Annotated in this window: 13 protein-coding genes; all 13 read left to right on the plus strand. The window is 70.1% G+C overall.

The features are described 5' to 3' along the window. Nucleotides 1-2 precede the first annotated feature (2 nt). The 13 genes from KBB57_RS06760 to KBB57_RS06820 all read left to right on the plus strand — a co-directional run bounded on the left by KBB57_RS06760 (nucleotide 3) and on the right by KBB57_RS06820 (nucleotide 16,136). On the plus strand, nucleotides 3-1,382 hold the full coding sequence (locus KBB57_RS06760) for a GAF domain-containing protein (RefSeq protein ID WP_290747890.1): 1,380 nt from the start codon (nucleotides 3-5) through the stop codon (nucleotides 1,380-1,382). A 1,159-nt stretch (nucleotides 1,383-2,541) separates the two neighbouring features. Beyond that, nucleotides 2,542-3,735 carry an ADP-forming succinate--CoA ligase subunit beta gene (sucC, locus tag KBB57_RS06765; protein WP_290747892.1) on the plus strand — a complete coding sequence of 398 codons (1,194 nt, stop codon included), beginning with the start codon at nucleotides 2,542-2,544 and terminating at the stop codon, nucleotides 3,733-3,735. Nucleotides 3,736-3,739: 4 nt separating this feature from the next. Beyond that, nucleotides 3,740-4,261, plus strand: a complete 522-nt coding sequence (locus KBB57_RS06770) for a hypothetical protein (protein WP_290747894.1) — start codon at nucleotides 3,740-3,742, stop codon at nucleotides 4,259-4,261. 15 nt (nucleotides 4,262-4,276) lie between these two features. Continuing rightward, on the plus strand, nucleotides 4,277-4,597 hold the full coding sequence (locus tag KBB57_RS06775) for a hypothetical protein (protein WP_290747895.1): 321 nt from the start codon (nucleotides 4,277-4,279) through the stop codon (nucleotides 4,595-4,597). After that, entirely contained in the window at nucleotides 4,521-4,910 is a 390-nt protein-coding gene (locus KBB57_RS06780; RefSeq protein ID WP_290747897.1) for a PIN domain-containing protein, read from the plus strand. The genes KBB57_RS06775 and KBB57_RS06780 overlap by 77 nt, the downstream gene beginning before the upstream one ends. A gap of 4 nt (nucleotides 4,911-4,914) precedes the next feature. Beyond that, on the plus strand, nucleotides 4,915-5,799 hold the full coding sequence (gene sucD, locus KBB57_RS06785) for a succinate--CoA ligase subunit alpha (protein ID WP_290747899.1): 885 nt from the start codon (nucleotides 4,915-4,917) through the stop codon (nucleotides 5,797-5,799). Nucleotides 5,800-5,899: 100 nt separating this feature from the next. Further along, the gene (locus tag KBB57_RS06790) at nucleotides 5,900-8,842 is read left to right on the plus strand and encodes a 2-oxoglutarate dehydrogenase E1 component (RefSeq protein WP_290747901.1); all 2,943 of its coding nucleotides are present in this window, start codon (nucleotides 5,900-5,902) and stop codon (nucleotides 8,840-8,842) included. 1 nt (nucleotide 8,843) lies between these two features. Beyond that, a complete protein-coding gene (gene odhB / locus KBB57_RS06795) occupies nucleotides 8,844-10,379 on the plus strand; it encodes a 2-oxoglutarate dehydrogenase complex dihydrolipoyllysine-residue succinyltransferase (RefSeq protein WP_290747903.1) in 1,536 nt (511 codons plus the stop codon). A gap of 7 nt (nucleotides 10,380-10,386) precedes the next feature. Then, complete coding sequence (locus KBB57_RS06800) at nucleotides 10,387-10,782, plus strand: MAPEG family protein (RefSeq protein ID WP_290747906.1); 396 nt, start codon at nucleotides 10,387-10,389, stop codon at nucleotides 10,780-10,782. A gap of 1 nt (nucleotide 10,783) precedes the next feature. Further along, complete coding sequence (locus KBB57_RS06805) at nucleotides 10,784-11,365, plus strand: HXXEE domain-containing protein (protein WP_290747909.1); 582 nt, start codon at nucleotides 10,784-10,786, stop codon at nucleotides 11,363-11,365. Nucleotides 11,366-11,516: 151 nt separating this feature from the next. Beyond that, on the plus strand, nucleotides 11,517-12,905 hold the full coding sequence (gene lpdA / locus KBB57_RS06810; RefSeq protein ID WP_290747912.1) for a dihydrolipoyl dehydrogenase: 1,389 nt from the start codon (nucleotides 11,517-11,519) through the stop codon (nucleotides 12,903-12,905). A gap of 132 nt (nucleotides 12,906-13,037) precedes the next feature. Continuing rightward, entirely contained in the window at nucleotides 13,038-13,463 is a 426-nt protein-coding gene (locus tag KBB57_RS06815) for a hypothetical protein (RefSeq protein ID WP_290747915.1), read from the plus strand. 708 nt (nucleotides 13,464-14,171) lie between these two features. Beyond that, nucleotides 14,172-16,136, plus strand: a complete 1,965-nt coding sequence (locus tag KBB57_RS06820; protein WP_290747917.1) for an AMP-binding protein — start codon at nucleotides 14,172-14,174, stop codon at nucleotides 16,134-16,136. Nucleotides 16,137-16,157 lie beyond the last annotated feature (21 nt).

Here is a 16,157-nt window from a genome sequence, read left to right on the forward strand (position 1 = left end):
CGGTGAGCGAGCCGACGCTCGAGACGATCCGCGACTGCCTCGAAGGCTCGGTGCCCGCGGCGCTCGCCACCTGCGACGCGGCCGGCGAGCCCAACGTCTCGCTGATCTCGCAGGTGCATTTCGTCGACCCGGAGCGGGTGGCGCTGAGCTACCAGTTCTTCAACAAGACCCGCCGCAACATCCTCGCCACCCGGACGGCGGCGGTGCAGGTCGTGCATCCGGTGACGATCGCGCGCTACCGGCTGGAGCTCGACTACGAGGAGACCCAGGTCGCCGGGCCGCTCTTCGAGGCGATGAAGGCGAAGCTCGCGGGAATCGCCTCGCATACCGGGATGCACGGGGTGTTCCACCTGCTCGGGGCCGACGTGTTCCGGGTCCGCTCGATCGCGCTGGCGTCGCCGCCGGTCCGGGTGGCGCCGGCGCCGCCGCGGAACCTGCTGTCGGCGGTGCGGCGGACCTTCGCGGAGATCGAGGCGGCGGCGGATCTGGGCGAGCTCTTCGACCGCAGCCTCGACGGCCTGCGGCGGCATTTCGGCGTCGAGCACGCGATGGCGCTGATGCTCGACGAGGCGGGGACCCGGCTCTACACCGTCGCCTCGGCCGGCTACGAGCGCTCGGGGATCGGCTCGGAGATCGCGGTCGGCGACGGGGTGATCGGCGTGGCGGCGCGCGAGGGCGTGCCGATTCGCATCGCCCACATGAGCGTCGACTACGCCTACGGCGCGGCGGTGCGCGAGCAGTCGGGCGGCGGCGGCGCCGGCGGCGAGAACGAGATTCCCTACCCCGGCCTCGCCGCGCCGGAGAGCCAGATCGCCATCCCCTTCCGCCACGGGGGGCGGGCGCTCGGGGTGCTCTTCGCCGAGAGCGCGCAGCCGATGCGGTTCCTCTACGACGACGAGGACGCGCTGGCGCTGGTGGCGGACCGGCTGGGCGCGCTGGTCGGCGCGGCGCAGTCCGAGGAGGCGGCGGCGCCGGAGGCCCCTGCCCCGGCCGCCGCGGCGGACGCGAGCCGGCCGATCGTGGTGCGGCACTATCCGGCGGACGACAGCGTCTTTCTCGACCACGACTACCTGATCAAGGGGGTGGCCGGGGCGATCTTCTGGCGGCTGGTGCGCGAGCACCTGCGGACCGGGCGCGTGGAGTTCACCAACCGCGAGCTCCGGCTCGACCCGGCGCTGCGCCTGCCCGAGCACGCCGAGAACCTCGAGGCCCGGCTCCTGCTGTTGCAGCGGCGGCTGCGCGAGCGCGACTGCGGCATCCGGATCGACCGCTCCGGCCGGGGCCGGTTCCGCCTCGACGTGCCGGCGACGCTCGCCCTCGACGAGGCCGGCGAGGGCGCGGCCGACCAGGTGTTCACGCGTGAAAATTACCTAACCCGTTGATTCTCCGTCTGTGGCCCTGTGGACGCGCGCGGCGCCAGACTGCACGACAGTGGAGAGAAACCCCGGTCGGGAGAGTGCGGGACGGTGACGCCAGACGGATTTGACCCGTGGCAAATCCGTCCGCGCTCGCCCCTCGGGGGGCGAGCGCGATTCCGCGCTCGCCGGGGCGCTCACGGACGGATTGCGCGCGACGGGGAAATCTGGACCCCCCACGGCTTCCACGCCAACGCGCTCCAGCCGTCGGCGCGGCGAAAGCCTTGCTTTCGCTTGTCGCGCCGCAGCCTGCGCGGGCAGAGCCCGCTTCGGTCGGGGGGAGCGACGCGGCCTCGGGCGGCGACCGGCTCCTGTCGTGCAGTGTGGCGCGGCGGAGACGCCCGGAGGCGGCAAGGGTCGAGTGGCGATGTCCCGCCTCGCGACGGCTCCCGCAGGGTGACATGCGCATGTCAACCTGCTCGACGCGGAGCGGTCGGGGCGGGGAGGGCGCAAGCTTCAAGTGAGTCGAACGGCGCCGCGAAATGCGGTGCTGATGATTGTGCTATGGTTTTCACCGTTATATTCAAAATATTTGTAAATATATTTCGAATTATATTTGCACGTAAACAAGCTTGGTCGAGATGTCGCCCGTTTGCAACTGCTAGGACTCTTCCGACAGCCTCGCCGGCGATTGGCCGTGAGGGTGCGCGGGGGCAAGGCAAGAATCGTGTGGCGGGCGCCGCGGAGACGGCGCCGCCCGTGCGCCATCGCAGCGCGCCGCGGGCGTGACGGGGGAGCAGGCGGCACGTCGACGCGGCGCCAGGGTCGGGCCGGCGGCCGCGGCCGCAAGGCCGGGGGCGGCGGGCCGAGGCGCCCCTCCCGTCGGCGGGAAGCGCCCGACCGGCGGCCCCGCGCGACGGCGTCGAGGGCCGGGATCCGGGGGCGACGTGCGCGTGGCCTCGCGAATCGCCCTCGGGACGCGTTTCGCCGGCCGGGGCCGCTCGGCTGTGCTCACCCCGATCTTCGTCTTTGATCGCCGGGATCTTCTTGTGGTCACGGGGCGGGGGTTTTTCCGGTTGCGCCTTTGGTCGGTAACGAAATTTCGTTGTGTCGGATGGCGGGGCCGCCTAGAACCTGCTGCCAGCGAGAGGGCGGGCGCATCGCGCCCCGGGTCGTGAGGCTGCGGATGAACATCCACGAGTACCAGGCGAAGCAACTCCTGCGGGAGTATGGACTCCCCGTGTCCGGCGGACGGATCGTCCAGAAGGCCGACGAGGCCAAGAGCGCGGCGAGCGAGCTCGACGGCCCGATCTGGGTCGTCAAGGCGCAGATCCACGCCGGCGGCCGCGGCAAGGGCAAGTTCAAGGAGGCGACCGCCGGCGAGAAGGGCGGCGTCCGGGTGACGAAGTCGGTCTCCGACGCGGCGGACGAGGCGCAGAAGATGCTCGGCCGCACGCTGGTCACCCACCAGACCGGGCCGGTCGGCAAGGTGGTGAACCGGGTCTACATCGAGGACGGCTCGGACATCGCCCGCGAGCTCTACCTCGCGCTGCTGGTCGACCGCGGGTCGAGCCGGATCTCGTTCGTGTGCTCGACCGAGGGCGGCATGGACATCGAGGAGGTCGCGGCGAAGACCCCGGAGAAGATCCTGACCTTCACCATCGACCCGGCGAGCGGCATCTCGGGCTTCCACGGGCGCAAGGTGGCCTTCGCGCTCGGGCTCGAGGGCAAGCAGGTCAAGCAGTGCGTCGACATGATCGGCAAGCTCTACAAGCTCTTCGTCGAGCGCGACGCCGAGATGATCGAGATCAACCCGCTGATCGTGACGACGGCGGGCGACCTCAAGTGCCTCGACGCCAAGATGGGCTTCGACGGCAACGCGCTCTATCGCCAGCCGGAGATCCTGGCGCTGCGCGACGAGACCGAGGAGGATCCGAAGGAGCTGGCGGCGTCGAAGTTCGACCTGAACTACATCGCGCTCGACGGCGAGATCGGCTGCATGGTGAACGGCGCCGGCCTCGCCATGGCGACGATGGACATCATCAAGCTCTACGGCTCGGAGCCCGCGAACTTCCTCGACGTCGGCGGCGGCGCGACCAAGGAGAAGGTGACCGAGGCGTTCAAGATCATCACGAGCGATCCGAACGTGAAGGGCATCCTCGTCAACATCTTCGGCGGGATCATGCGCTGCGACATCATCGCCGAGGGGGTGATCGCCGCGGTGAAGGAGACCGGGCTGAAGGTGCCGCTGGTGGTCCGGCTCGAGGGGACGAACGTCGAGCTCGGCAAGCAGATCATCCGCGACAGCGGGCTCAACGTCATCGCGGCGGACGACCTCTCGGACGCGGCGGAGAAGATCGTCAAGGCGGTGAAGGGCTGAGGCGATGCGGGCGGCGCTGATCCTCGCGCTGGCGGCGCTGGCCGGGCCTGCGGCGGCGCAGACCTCGGCGGAGCTGCCGCGGGCGCTGACGGCATGCCTCGCGAACGCAGGCGACCTGCGCGGGGCGATGAAGGCCCTCGAGGCGGCGGGCTACGCCTACACGCCGGAGGACTTCGGCGGCGGGCCCACGGACGTGCTGCACTGGTATGCCTCGCCGGACAAGGCCGTGACCGTGGCGATCTCGTTCGGCTCGGCGCATGACGGCGATCATTGCGCGGTGATCCCGCGCGGGGTCACGGTGGCGCAGGCGGTCCCCTATGCGAAGGCGGCGGCCGAGCAGGTGCTCGGGCGGCGGCTGGAGCCGGGGACGCCGAACATCTGGTTCGACGACCTCGGGGCCTGCGTCGCGGGCTGGACGAAGGCGGCGGGCCGGGTGGTTCAGGTGGCGGCGGCGTCGGCGGGCCAGGATCCCGCCTGCGACGCGGGCGCGCCGGCGCAGATCATGATCCGGTCCGGCAGGAGCTGAGGGAGGGGGGCGGCCGTGAAGAGCATCAGGATCGACGACGCGCTCTTCGAGAGGGCGGAACGGATCGCGGCAACGCGCGGCGTGAGCGTCGAGGACATGGTCCGCGACCTGATCGCCCGCGAGACCGGCGGCGAGACCGCCGCGGCCTACAAGGCGCGGATGGAGCTGGTCGAGCTGGCGCGGCGGCCGGACGTTCCCCGCCGGTTGATCCCCTGGACCCGGGAGGAGCTCTACGAGCGTGGTGTTTCTGGACACGAACGTGATCGTCTACGCGGCCACGGCGCAGAAGGCGGACCCGGAGAAGTGGGCGAAGGCGGTGGCGATCATGGAGCGTGAGTCCTTCGCGGTCTCGGCCCAGGTGCTGGCCGAGTTCGTGAACGTGTCGCGTCGCCGCGTCGTGCCGCCGCTCGCCGAGCCGGCGATCGCGGAATGGTGGGACCGGCTGGCGGGACACGCGGTGCTGCCGGTCGACGCCGACCTCGTGCGGCGCGGCCGGGCGATCTCGGCGGAGCACGGGCTCAACTACTACGACGGCGCGATCCTCGCCGGGGCCGAGCGGCTCGGGTGCGGGAGCGTGCTCAGCGAAGACATGGCCGACGGGCGCGCCTATGGCGGCGTCACGGTGCGAAATCCCTTCAAGGAAGGCTGAACGAATGGCGATCCTCGTCGACGAGAACACCAAGGTCATCTGCCAGGGCTTCACCGGCTCGCAGGGGACGTTCCACTCCGAGCAGGCCATCGCCTACGGCACGCAGATGGTCGGGGGCGTCACACCCGGGAAGGGCGGCGAGAGCCATATCGGGCTGCCGGTCTTCAACACCGTCGGCGAGGCGGTCGAGGCGACCGGCGCGACCGCGACGGCGATCTACGTGCCGCCGCCCTTCGCCGCGGACGCGATCCTCGAGGCGATCGACGCCGGGCTGCCGCTGATCGTCGCGATCACCGAGGGCATCCCGGTGCTCGACATGATGAAGGTGAAGCGGGCGCTGCAGGGGTCGAGGTCGATCCTGATCGGGCCGAACTGCCCGGGCGTCATCACGCCGGACGCCTGCAAGATCGGCATCATGCCGGGACACATCCACAAGCGCGGCTCGGTGGGCGTCGTCAGCCGGTCGGGGACGCTCACCTACGAGGCGGTGCTGCAGACGACCAACGCCGGGCTCGGGCAATCGACCTGCGTCGGCATCGGCGGGGACCCGATCAAGGGGACGGAGCACCTCGACGTGCTGGAATGGTTCCTGGCCGACCCGGAGACGGAATCGATCATCATGATCGGCGAGATCGGCGGCTCGGCCGAGGAGGACGCGGCGCAGTTCCTGAAGGACGAGGCGAAGAAGGGCCGGGCGAAGCCGACCGCGGGCTTCATCGCCGGGCGGACGGCCCCGAAGGGGCGGCGCATGGGCCATGCCGGCGCCATCGTCTCCGGCGGCAAGGGCGACGCCGAATCGAAGATCGAGGCGATGAAGTCGGCGGGAATCGTCGTCGCCGACAGCCCGGCCGGGCTCGGCCAGGCGGTGCTCAAGGCGATCGGGCGCTGAGGCGCCCCCGGGGGAGGCACGGCGGCCCGGCGCCGAGGACAGCGCGGTCCCCGAGGGGCGGGGGCCGCAGGCAGGGAGCGGGCCAGGACCCGTCGCACGGATGACCGAACAGTCGCAGAACGCCTTGTTCCACTCCTCCTCGTTCCTGAACGGGATGAACGCGGCCTACGTGGACGCGCTCCACACGCGCTACGAGAAGGATCCGGCGAGCGTGGACGCGAGCTGGGCGGAGTACTTCCGCTCGCTCGGCGAGGAGCGCGCGCCGAGGGGGCCGAGCTGGGCGCGGGCGGACTGGCCGCTGACGCCGCAGGGCGAGCTGATCGCGGCGCTCGACGGGCAGTGGGCCGAGCCGGCCCGCGCCGTCGGCGAGAAGGTCAAGGCCAAGGCCGCCGAGAAGGGCGTCACGCTGACCGACGCGCAGGTGCAGCAGGCGGTGTTGGATTCGCTCCGCGCGCTGATGATCATCCGCGCCTACCGCATCCGGGGGCATCTGGTCGCCGACCTCGACCCGCTGCGCCTCAGCGACCCGCAGCCGCATCCCGAGCTCGATCCGAAGACCTACGGCTTCACCGACGCCGACATGGACCGGCCGATCTTCATCGACAACGTGCTCGGCCTGCAGACCGCCAGCTTGCGCGAGATTCTCGGGCTGGTGAAGCGGACCTATTGCGGCACCTTCGCGCTCCAGTACATGCACATCTCCGACCCGGCCGAGGCGTCCTGGCTCAAGGAGCGGATCGAGGGCTACGGCAAGGAGATCAGCTTCACCCAGACGGGCCGGCGCGCGATCCTGAACAAGCTCGTCGAGGCCGAGGGCTTCGAGAAGTTCCTCCAGGTCAAGTACACCGGCACCAAGCGCTTCGGCCTCGACGGCGGCGAGGCGCTGATCCCGGCGATGGAGCAGATCATCAAGCGCGGCGGCCAGCTCGGCGTCGAGGAGGTGGTGATCGGCATGCCGCATCGCGGCCGCCTCTCGGTGCTCGCCAACGTGCTGTCGAAGCCCTATCGCGCGATCTTCAACGAGTTCCAGGGCGGCAGCTTCAAGCCCGACGAGGTCGAGGGCTCGGGCGACGTCAAGTACCACCTCGGCGCCAGCTCGGACCGCGAGTTCGACGGCAACGTGGTGCATCTGTCGCTGACGGCGAACCCCTCGCACCTCGAGGCGGTCGACCCGGTCGTGCTCGGCAAGGTGCGCGCCAAGCAGGCGCAGAAGAACGACGTCAACCGCACCAAGGTGCTGCCGATCCTCCTGCACGGCGACGCCGCCTTCGCCGGCCAGGGCGTGGTCGCAGAATGCTTCGGCCTCTCCGGCCTCAAGGGGCACCGGACGGGCGGGACGATCCACATCGTCGTCAACAACCAGATCGGCTTCACCACGGCGCCGATGTACTCGCGCTCCTCGCCCTATCCGACCGACATCGCGCTGATGGTCGAGGCGCCGATCTTCCACGTCAACGGCGACGACCCGGAGGCGGTGGTCCATGCCGCGCGGGTGGCGACCGAGTTCCGCCAGCAGTTCGGCAAGGACGTGGTCATCGACATGTTCTGCTACCGGCGCTTCGGGCACAACGAGGGCGACGAGCCCATGTTCACCCAGCCGCTGATGTACACGGCCATCAAGCAGCACAAGACCACGCTCCAGCTCTACACCGAGCGACTCATCGCCGACGGGCTGATCCCCGAGGGCGAGATCGAGGACATGAAGACCGCCTTCCAGGCCCATCTCAACCAAGAGTTCGAGATCGGCAAGGACTACCGCCCGAACAAGGCGGACTGGCTGGACGGCCGCTGGTCCGGGTTCAGCAAGCAGGACGGCAAGTACGACCGTGGCAAGACCGGGGTGGAGATCGCGCGGCTGCGCAAGGTCGGCGAGGCGCTGACCCGGCTGCCGGAGGGCTTCCAGGCGCACAAGACCGTGATGCGGATGCTCGAGGCCAAGCGCCAGATGATCGAGACCGGCCAGGGGATCGACTGGGCGACGGCCGAGGCGCTGGCGTTCGGGACGCTGCTGACCGAGGGCTATCCGGTGCGGCTCTCCGGGCAGGACTGCACCCGCGGCACCTTCAGCCAGCGCCATTCCGGCATCGTCGACCAGAACACCGAGGAGCGCTACTACCCGCTCAACCACATCAGCTCGGACCAGGCGAGCTACGAGGTGGTGGACTCGATGCTGTCGGAATACGCGGTGCTCGGCTACGAGTACGGCTATTCGCTGGCCGAGCCCAACGCGCTCGTGCTGTGGGAGGCGCAGTTCGGCGACTTCGTCAACGGCGCGCAGATCATGATCGACCAGTTCATCTCGTCGGGCGAGTCGAAGTGGCTGCGCATGTCGGGGCTCGTCATGCTGCTGCCGCACGGCTACGAGGGCCAGGGGCCGGAGCATTCCTCGGCGCGCCCCGAGCGCTTCCTGCAGATGTGCGCCGCGGACAACTGGATCGTGGCGAACTGCACCACGCCGGCGAACTACTTCCACATCCTGCGCCGGCAGATCCACCGCAGCTTCCGCAAGCCGCTGATCCTGATGACGCCGAAGTCGCTGCTGCGCCACAAGCTCGCGGTCTCGTCGCTCAAGGACATGGCCAAGGGGTCGAGCTTCCACCGGGTGCTGTGGGACGACGCCGAGTCGGGCAGCTCGACGACGACGCTCGTGCCGGACGAGCAGATCCGCCAGGTGGTGATCTGCTCGGGCAAGGTCTACTTCGACCTGCTGGAGGAGCGCGACGCCCGCGGGCTGACGGACGTCTACCTGCTGCGGCTGGAGCAGTTCTATCCGTTCCCGGCGCTCAGCCTCACGAAGGAGCTGTCGCGGTTCAAGGACGCGCGGATCGTCTGGTGCCAGGAGGAGCCGAAGAACCAGGGGGGCTGGTTCTTCGTCGAGCCGAACCTCGAATGGGTGCTCGGGAGGATCGGCGCGAGCCACGGACGGCCCGCCTATGCCGGGCGCCCGGCCGCCGCCTCGCCGGCCACCGGCCTCGCCCGCCAGCACAAGGAGCAGCAGGCGACGCTCGTCGACGATGCCCTCACGGTCCCGAAGGACGCCTGAGATGACCGATGTCCGCGTGCCGACGCTCGGGGAGAGCGTCACCGAGGCGACCGTCGCCACCTGGTTCAAGAAGGTGGGCGATCCGGTCGCCGTCGACGAGCTGCTCTGCGAGCTCGAGACCGACAAGGTGACGGTCGAGGTTCCCGCCCGCAGCGCCGGCATCCTCGCCGAGATCGTCGCCGCCGCCGGCCAGACCGTCGGCGTCGACGCCCTGCTTGCAACGATCAACGAGAAGGCAGACGCCATGCCCGCCGCCAAGGCCTCCGCGAAGCCCGCCGAGCCCGCCACGAAACCCGCGGAAGCCGGAAAGACCGTCGACGTGATGGTGCCCACGCTCGGGGAGAGCGTCTCGGAGGCGACCGTCTCCACCTGGTTCAAGTCGGTGGGCGACACGGTGGCGCAGGACGAGCTCCTGTGCGAGCTCGAGACCGACAAGGTGTCGGTCGAGGTGCCCTCGCCCGCGGCGGGCGTGCTGGCGGACATCCTCGCGCCGGCGGGCTCGACCGTCTCGGCCGGGGGACAGCTCGCGGTGATCTCCTCGGGCGGCGCCGCGCCGGCACGAGCGGGCGGAGACGGCAAGGCGGGCGAAGGCAAGGATCCGGCCAAGGCGATCGACGCCGGCCCCGTGGAGCCGAAGCCGCGCGACGTCGAGGACGCGCCCTCGGCGAAGCGGGTGATGGCCGAGCGGGGGCTGAGCCCCTCCGACGTCGCCGGCACGGGCCGCGACGGGCGGATCATGAAGGAGGACGCGCTCCGCGCCGAGCCGCGCCCGGCCGCGCCCGCGGCCCCTGCCGAACCGGCGCCGATCCCGCGCGCTCCCGTCGCCGCCGAGGACGCCGCCCGCGAGGAGCGGGTGAAGATGTCCCGCCTGCGCCAGACCATCGCGCGCCGGCTGAAGGAGGCGCAGAACACCGCCGCCATGCTGACCACCTACAACGAGGTGGACATGAGCGGGGTGATGGACCTGAGGAACGAGTTCAAGGACCAGTTCGAGAAGAAGCACGGCGTGAAGATGGGCTTCATGTCCTTCTTCACGAAGGCCTGCTGCCACGCGCTGAAGGAGGTCCCGGAGGTCAACGCCGAGATCGACGGGACCGACATCGTCTACAAGAACTTCGTCCACATGGGGATCGCCGTCGGCACGCCCTCCGGCCTCGTGGTGCCGGTGCTGCGCGACGCCGACCAGATGAGCTTCGCGGCGATCGAGAAGAAGATCGCCGAGCTGGGCGTCCGCGCCCGCGACGGCAAGCTCTCGATGGCCGAGATGCAGGGCGGCACCTTCACCATCTCGAACGGCGGCGTCTACGGCTCGCTGATGTCCTCGCCGATCCTGAACCCGCCGCAGTCGGGCATTCTCGGGATGCACAAGATCCAGGAGCGGCCGATGGTCATCAAGGGCCAGATCGTCGCCCGGCCGATGATGTATCTGGCGCTGAGCTACGACCACCGCATTGTCGACGGCAAGGGCGCGGTGACCTTCCTCGTCCGCGTGACGGAGGCGCTGGAGGACCCGCGGCGGCTGTTGCTGGATCTCTAGGCCGCGCATGACCCCGGAGCTCACCGCCCTCACGCTGGCCGCCATCCTGCAATCGGTGCAGATCGTGCTGGCCGGGGCGGTGATGAACCGGGACGTCGGCGTCGCCTACAATGCCGGGCCGCGGGACGAGAAGGTGGCGCTCTCGCCGCTGACCGGGCGGCTGCGGCGGGCGGTGGCGAACCATTTCGAGGCGCTGGCGCTCTTCACCGTCGCCGTGGTGGTGGTGACGCTCTCCGGCGCCGCCAGCCCCGTGACAGCTTTCTGCGCTTGGGTCTATCTCGCGGCCCGCGTGGTCTACGTGCCGGCCTATGCCTTCGGCTGGTCGCCGTGGCGGTCGGCGGTCTTCGCCGTGGGCGCGACGGCGACGATGGTGATGCTGCTCGTGGCGCTGTTCGGAGGGTGAGATGACGACCCTCGGGCGGATGCAGCGATCGTGGGTCTATGGCGGGTTCCTCGCCGGGCTGATGCTGCTGGCGCTGGCGCCGGTGCTGGTCGCCGGATGGGACCGGGCCTCGGCGCTCGCCTATCTGGTCCTGCCCGTCTACATGCTCCACCAGCTCGAGGAGCACGACGACGACCGCTTCCGCCGCTTCGTCAACGAGGTGATCGGAGGCGGGCGCGAGCTTCTGAGCGTGGCGGCGGTGTTCTGGATCAACGTGCTCGGGGTCTGGGCGGCGATGGTCGCCTGCCTGTGGCTGGCGCGGAGCGACGGGCCGGGATGGGCGGCGTTCGCGGGCTGGCTCGTGGCGGTGAACGGGCTCCTGCATCTCGGCCAGGGGCTGGCGCTGCGGCGCTACAACCCGGGGCTGGCGACGGGCGTGCTGCTGTTCCTGCCGCTCGGGGCGCTGACGCTGGAGGCGGCGTGGCCGGTGGCGACGGGGTGGGTGTTCTGGCTGAGCCTCGTCATCGTGCTGGCGCTGCATCTGGCGATCCTCGCGCATGTCCGGATCGGGCTCGCGCGGGCGTCGGCGGGCGGCGCGGTCTGAAGCTGGCGTCGGCGGGCGGCGCGGTCTGAGTGCGCGCCGGCGGGCGGCGCGGTCTAAGTGCGCGCCGGTGGGCGCGGTCTGAAGCGGGCGCCGGCGCGGCGCATCTGAACGGGCGCCCGGGGCGGCGCGGCAACCTGAGACGGGGGAAGACGTGGCAGAGTACGACGTGATCGTGATCGGCGCAGGGCCGGGGGGCTATGTCTGCGCCATTCGCTGCGGGCAGCTCGGGCTCAAGGTCGCCTGCGTGGAGGGGCGCGAGACGCTGGGCGGGACCTGCCTCAACATCGGCTGCATCCCCTCGAAGGCGCTGCTGCACGCCTCGGAGCTCTACCATGCCGCCGGGCATGACTTCGCCAAGATGGGGCTCAAGGTCGCCGATCCGGGCTTCGACTGGGCCGGGGTGCAGGCCTACAAGCAGTCGACGGTGGACGGGAACACCAAGGGGATCGAGTTCCTGTTCAAGAAGAACAAGGTCGACTGGCTGAAGGGCTGGGGGACGATCACGGCGCCGGGCGAGGTCAAGGTCGGCGAGGAGGTCCACAGGGCGAAGGCGATCGTGATCGCCACCGGCTCGGAGCCGTCGGCGCTGAAGGGCGTCGAGGTCGACGAGGAGGTGGTGGTGACCTCGACCGGCGCGCTGGCGCTCGGGGCCGTGCCGAAGCGGCTGGCGGTCATCGGGGCCGGGGTGATCGGGCTCGAGCTCGGCTCGGTCTATGCCCGGCTCGGGTCGGAGGTGACGGTGGTCGAGTTCCTCGACCAGATCACCCCGGGGATGGACCTCGAGGTCTGCAAGGCGCTGCAGAAGACGCTGGCCAAGCAGGGGCTGACGTTCATCCTCGGCGCGGCGGTGCAGGGTGCGACGAAGGGCGAGGGCGGGGTCACGGTCGACTACAAGCTCCGCAAGGACGACAGCGCGGGCTCGGTGGAGGCGGACGTGGTGCTGGTGGCGACCGGCCGGCGGCCCTATGTCGCCGGGCTCGGGCTGGAGGGCGTCGGCGTGGAGCTGACCGAGCGCGGGCAGGTGCGGACGGACGCGCACTGGCGGACCAGCGTCCCCGGCATCTACGCGATCGGCGACGCCATCGCCGGGCCGATGCTGGCGCACAAGGCCGAGGACGAGGGCATGGCGGTGGCCGAGACCATCGCCGGGCGGCACGGGCACGTGAACTACGGGGTGATCCCGGGGGTGATCTACACCTCGCCCGAGGTCGCCTCGGTCGGCAAGACGGAGGAGAGCCTGAAGGCGGCGGGGCGGGCCTATACGGTCGGCAGGTTCCCGTTCATGGGGAACGCCCGGGCGAAGTCCTACCTGATGGGCGACGGCTTCGTGAAGATGCTGGCCGACAAGGAGACCGACCGCATCCTCGGCTGCCACATCATCGGGCCGCAGGCGGGCGAGCTGATCGCCGAGGTCTGCGTGGCGATGGAGTTCGGGGCGAGCGCCGAGGACGTGGCGCGGACCTGCCACGCCCATCCGACCTGCTCCGAGGCGGTGCGCGAGGCGGCGCTCGCCTGCGGCGACGGCGCGATCCACGCCTGAGGAAGAAGCTGGGATGGGCCATAACTTGTGAGTGCCTTTGACCCACACAACGTTGTGCGAGCAATAGAGCGGCTTCCGCAAATGGAGACCGCTGCCTTGCAAAGGCTGCTTAAGATCGCGCAGGAGAGGAACTTGGGCCAGCTTGCAGAAGCCTGCGAGCGAGAGATCGCAAGTAGACCTCCCGGCAAAATGAGTACCGGAGATGCGGTAAAGCATGCCGACTGGGCCGAAAAGACCCGCAGCATGACGTTGCAATCTGCTATAGAGTATGCTTTTGCCAAGCTTCCTCCACGATACTATGAGTCTTCGGTCATAAGAGCTATCTTCCATCATCCTGGCATTGCTTATTCGGAGCTTGTACGTGAGCATGGAAGCGAAGACGCTGCGCTCGTCCTCGGGCACTGCGTCTATGATCGCTACGGATACTTCAGGCACTGGACTGATGGTTTGGCGCGAATGTCGGATGTACTTTTCGCGCGCGACGATAGTGAAGGTCGGGTCCGTTATTGCCTGACAAAAGAGGCGACCGAGGCTTTTTCGGCCCTGAGGATGATCTGATGGAGCGACGGGCGTTGGCAGACATCGCCCGCACCTGCCACGCCCATCTGACCTGCTCCGAGGCGGCGCTCGCCTGCGGCGACGGCGCGATCCACGCCTGAGGCAGGCGTGCCGGTCGGCCGGTCCGCGCGCGGGGCGCGGCCGGCCGGAACGCAGGCAATCACCTGAAGGCCAGGGAGGCGGAGCGCCTTTGCGCCCCGACGTCGTTCCCCACCCGCGCAAGCGCGGGCGTGGCCCCTGCGCGCTGTTGCGCGCGTCGCCCTACCCCCCTTCCCCCCGCCCCAAGCAGCAACGCCCCGGGGCGAGGGAAACCTCGCACGACAGGTCAAGGGCAGGGGGAAGAGAGGGGGCGCGGCGGCGGGAGCGGACGCTATCTCCTGGGTGCGCGGGGACGGTCCCCGGCGAGGCAATCTGCCGCTGGCGGCGTTGTCGGGCCGGGGCCGGCGCCTCGCGGCCTCGGGAATGGCGGGGCGGGGGTCCGCGGGGCGGAGGGCCGCCCGCGGGAGTCGGCGGGCGCGCGGTGGCGTGGGGCGGGAACCGGCGGGCGGCGGAGGTGGGGGCGCATTCGTGCAGGACGGGCGTGCAGAAATGAACTGAGCTATCGTTCAGTTATCTGTTGAGGCGCGGCGGGGTTTTTGTGGCTAGGATGTGGCGGACCGCGCGAAGCGCGGCTGGCGCGACGACAAGGCGCCGCCAGGGAGGTCATCGATGCAAGCCGACGGAGTCCCCGCCGACCTCGACACCTTTCCGAAGCTCCTCGCCCGCAACGCCGCGCTCCACGGCGCGCGTCCCGCCTACCGCGAGAAGGAGTTCGGCATCTGGCAGGCCTGGACCTGGGCGCAGGCGAAGGCGGAGATCGACGCGCTGGCGGCGGGGCTGGCGGCGATCGGGCTCGCCGAGGGCGACCACCTCGCCATCATCGGGCGGAACCGGCCCTATCTCTACTGGGCGATGACGGCGGCGCAGATGTGCGGCGCCGTGCCGGTGCCGCTCTACCAGGACGCGGTCGCCGAGGAGATGGAATACGTCCTCGAGCATTGCGGCGCGCGCTTCGTCGTCGCCGGCGACCAGGAGCAGGTCGACAAGGTGCTGGAGATCCAGTCGCGGCTGCACGGGCTGGAACGGATCGTCTATCTCGATCCGCGGGGGATGCGGAACTACGACCACGCGCGGCTGACGCCCTATGCGGAGGTGCAGGCGGCGGGCAGGAAGGCCGACGCGGCGACGGTCGGGGCGATCGCGGCGCGGGTGGCGCGGCAGGGCGAGGGCGACACCTGCGTGATGCTCTACACCTCGGGCACCACCGGCAAGCCCAAGGGCGTGGTGCTGTCGAACCGCAACATCGTCGCCACGGCGAAGGCGAGCGCGGAGTTCGACAGCCTGAGCGAGACGGACAGCGTGCTCGCCTACCTGCCGATGGCCTGGGTGGGCGACTTCATCTTCTCGATGGGGCAGGCCTATTGGGCGGGGTTCTGCGTGAACTGCCCGGAGAGCGCCGCGACGATGCAGGCGGATCTGCGCGAGATCGGGCCTACCTACTTCTTCGCGCCGCCGCGGTTCTTCGAGGGGCTGCTCACCAACGTGATGATCCGCATGGAGGACGCCGGCCGCGCCAAGCGGCGGATGTTCCGCTCGTTCATGGACCTCGCCCGGCGGGTCGGGCCGGCGATCCTCGACGGCAAGCCGGTCGCGGCGGGGGACCGGGCGCGCTACGCGCTCGGCGAGGCGCTGGTCTACGGGCCGCTGAAGAACACGCTGGGGCTGAGCCGGGTGCGGGTCGGCTACACCGCCGGCGAGGCGATCGGGCCGGAGATCTTCGCCTTCTACCGGGCGATCGGGATCAACCTGAAGCAGCTTTACGGCCAGACCGAGGCCAGCGTCTTCATCACCCAGCAGCCCGACGGCGAGGTGCGGGCCGACACGGTGGGGGTGCCGAGCCCGGGGGTGGAGATCCGCATCGCCGGGAACGGCGAGGTGTTCTACCGCTCGCCGGGGACCTTCGTGGAGTATTTCCGCAACCCCGAGAGCACCGCCTCGACCAAGGACGCCGACGGCTGGGTGGCGACGGGCGACGCGGGCTTCATCGAGGAGGGCTCGGGGCACCTGAGGATCATCGACCGCGCCAAGGACGTGGGCCGGCTCGCCTCGGGGGCGCTGTTTGCGCCGAAGTTCGTCGAGAACAAGCTCAAGTTCTATCCCAACGTGCTGGAGGCGGTGGTGTTCGGGGCGGGGCGGGAGTTCTGCACCGCCTTCGTCAACATCGACCTGACGGCGGTGGGGAACTGGGCGGAGCGCAACAACATCGCCTATGCCTCCTATCAGGAGCTGGCGCAGCACCCGAAGGTCTACGAGATCGTGGCCGGGCACGTGGCGGAGGTGAACCGCAGCCTTGCGGAGGACCCGATGCTGGCCGGGTGCCAGATCGCGCGGTTCCTGATCCTGCACAAGGAGCTCGACGCCGACGACGGCGAGCTGACGCGCACCCGCAAGGTGCGGCGGCGGATCATCGAGGAGAAGTACGCCGACCTGATCGCGGCGCTCTACGACGGGCGGGACAGCGTCTACACCGAGACCGAGGTCACCTACGAGGACGGGCGCAAGGGGCGGATCAAGGCGACGCTGGCCATCCGCGACGCGGACCGCGCCGGCGTCGAGCGGAAAGCGGCGGCGTGAGCGCGGCCGTGGAGGCGCCGG

The sequence above is a fragment of the Amaricoccus sp. genome (genome assembly GCF_017993425.1).
In the GTDB taxonomy this organism is placed as follows: Bacteria; Pseudomonadota; Alphaproteobacteria; order Rhodobacterales; family Rhodobacteraceae; genus Amaricoccus.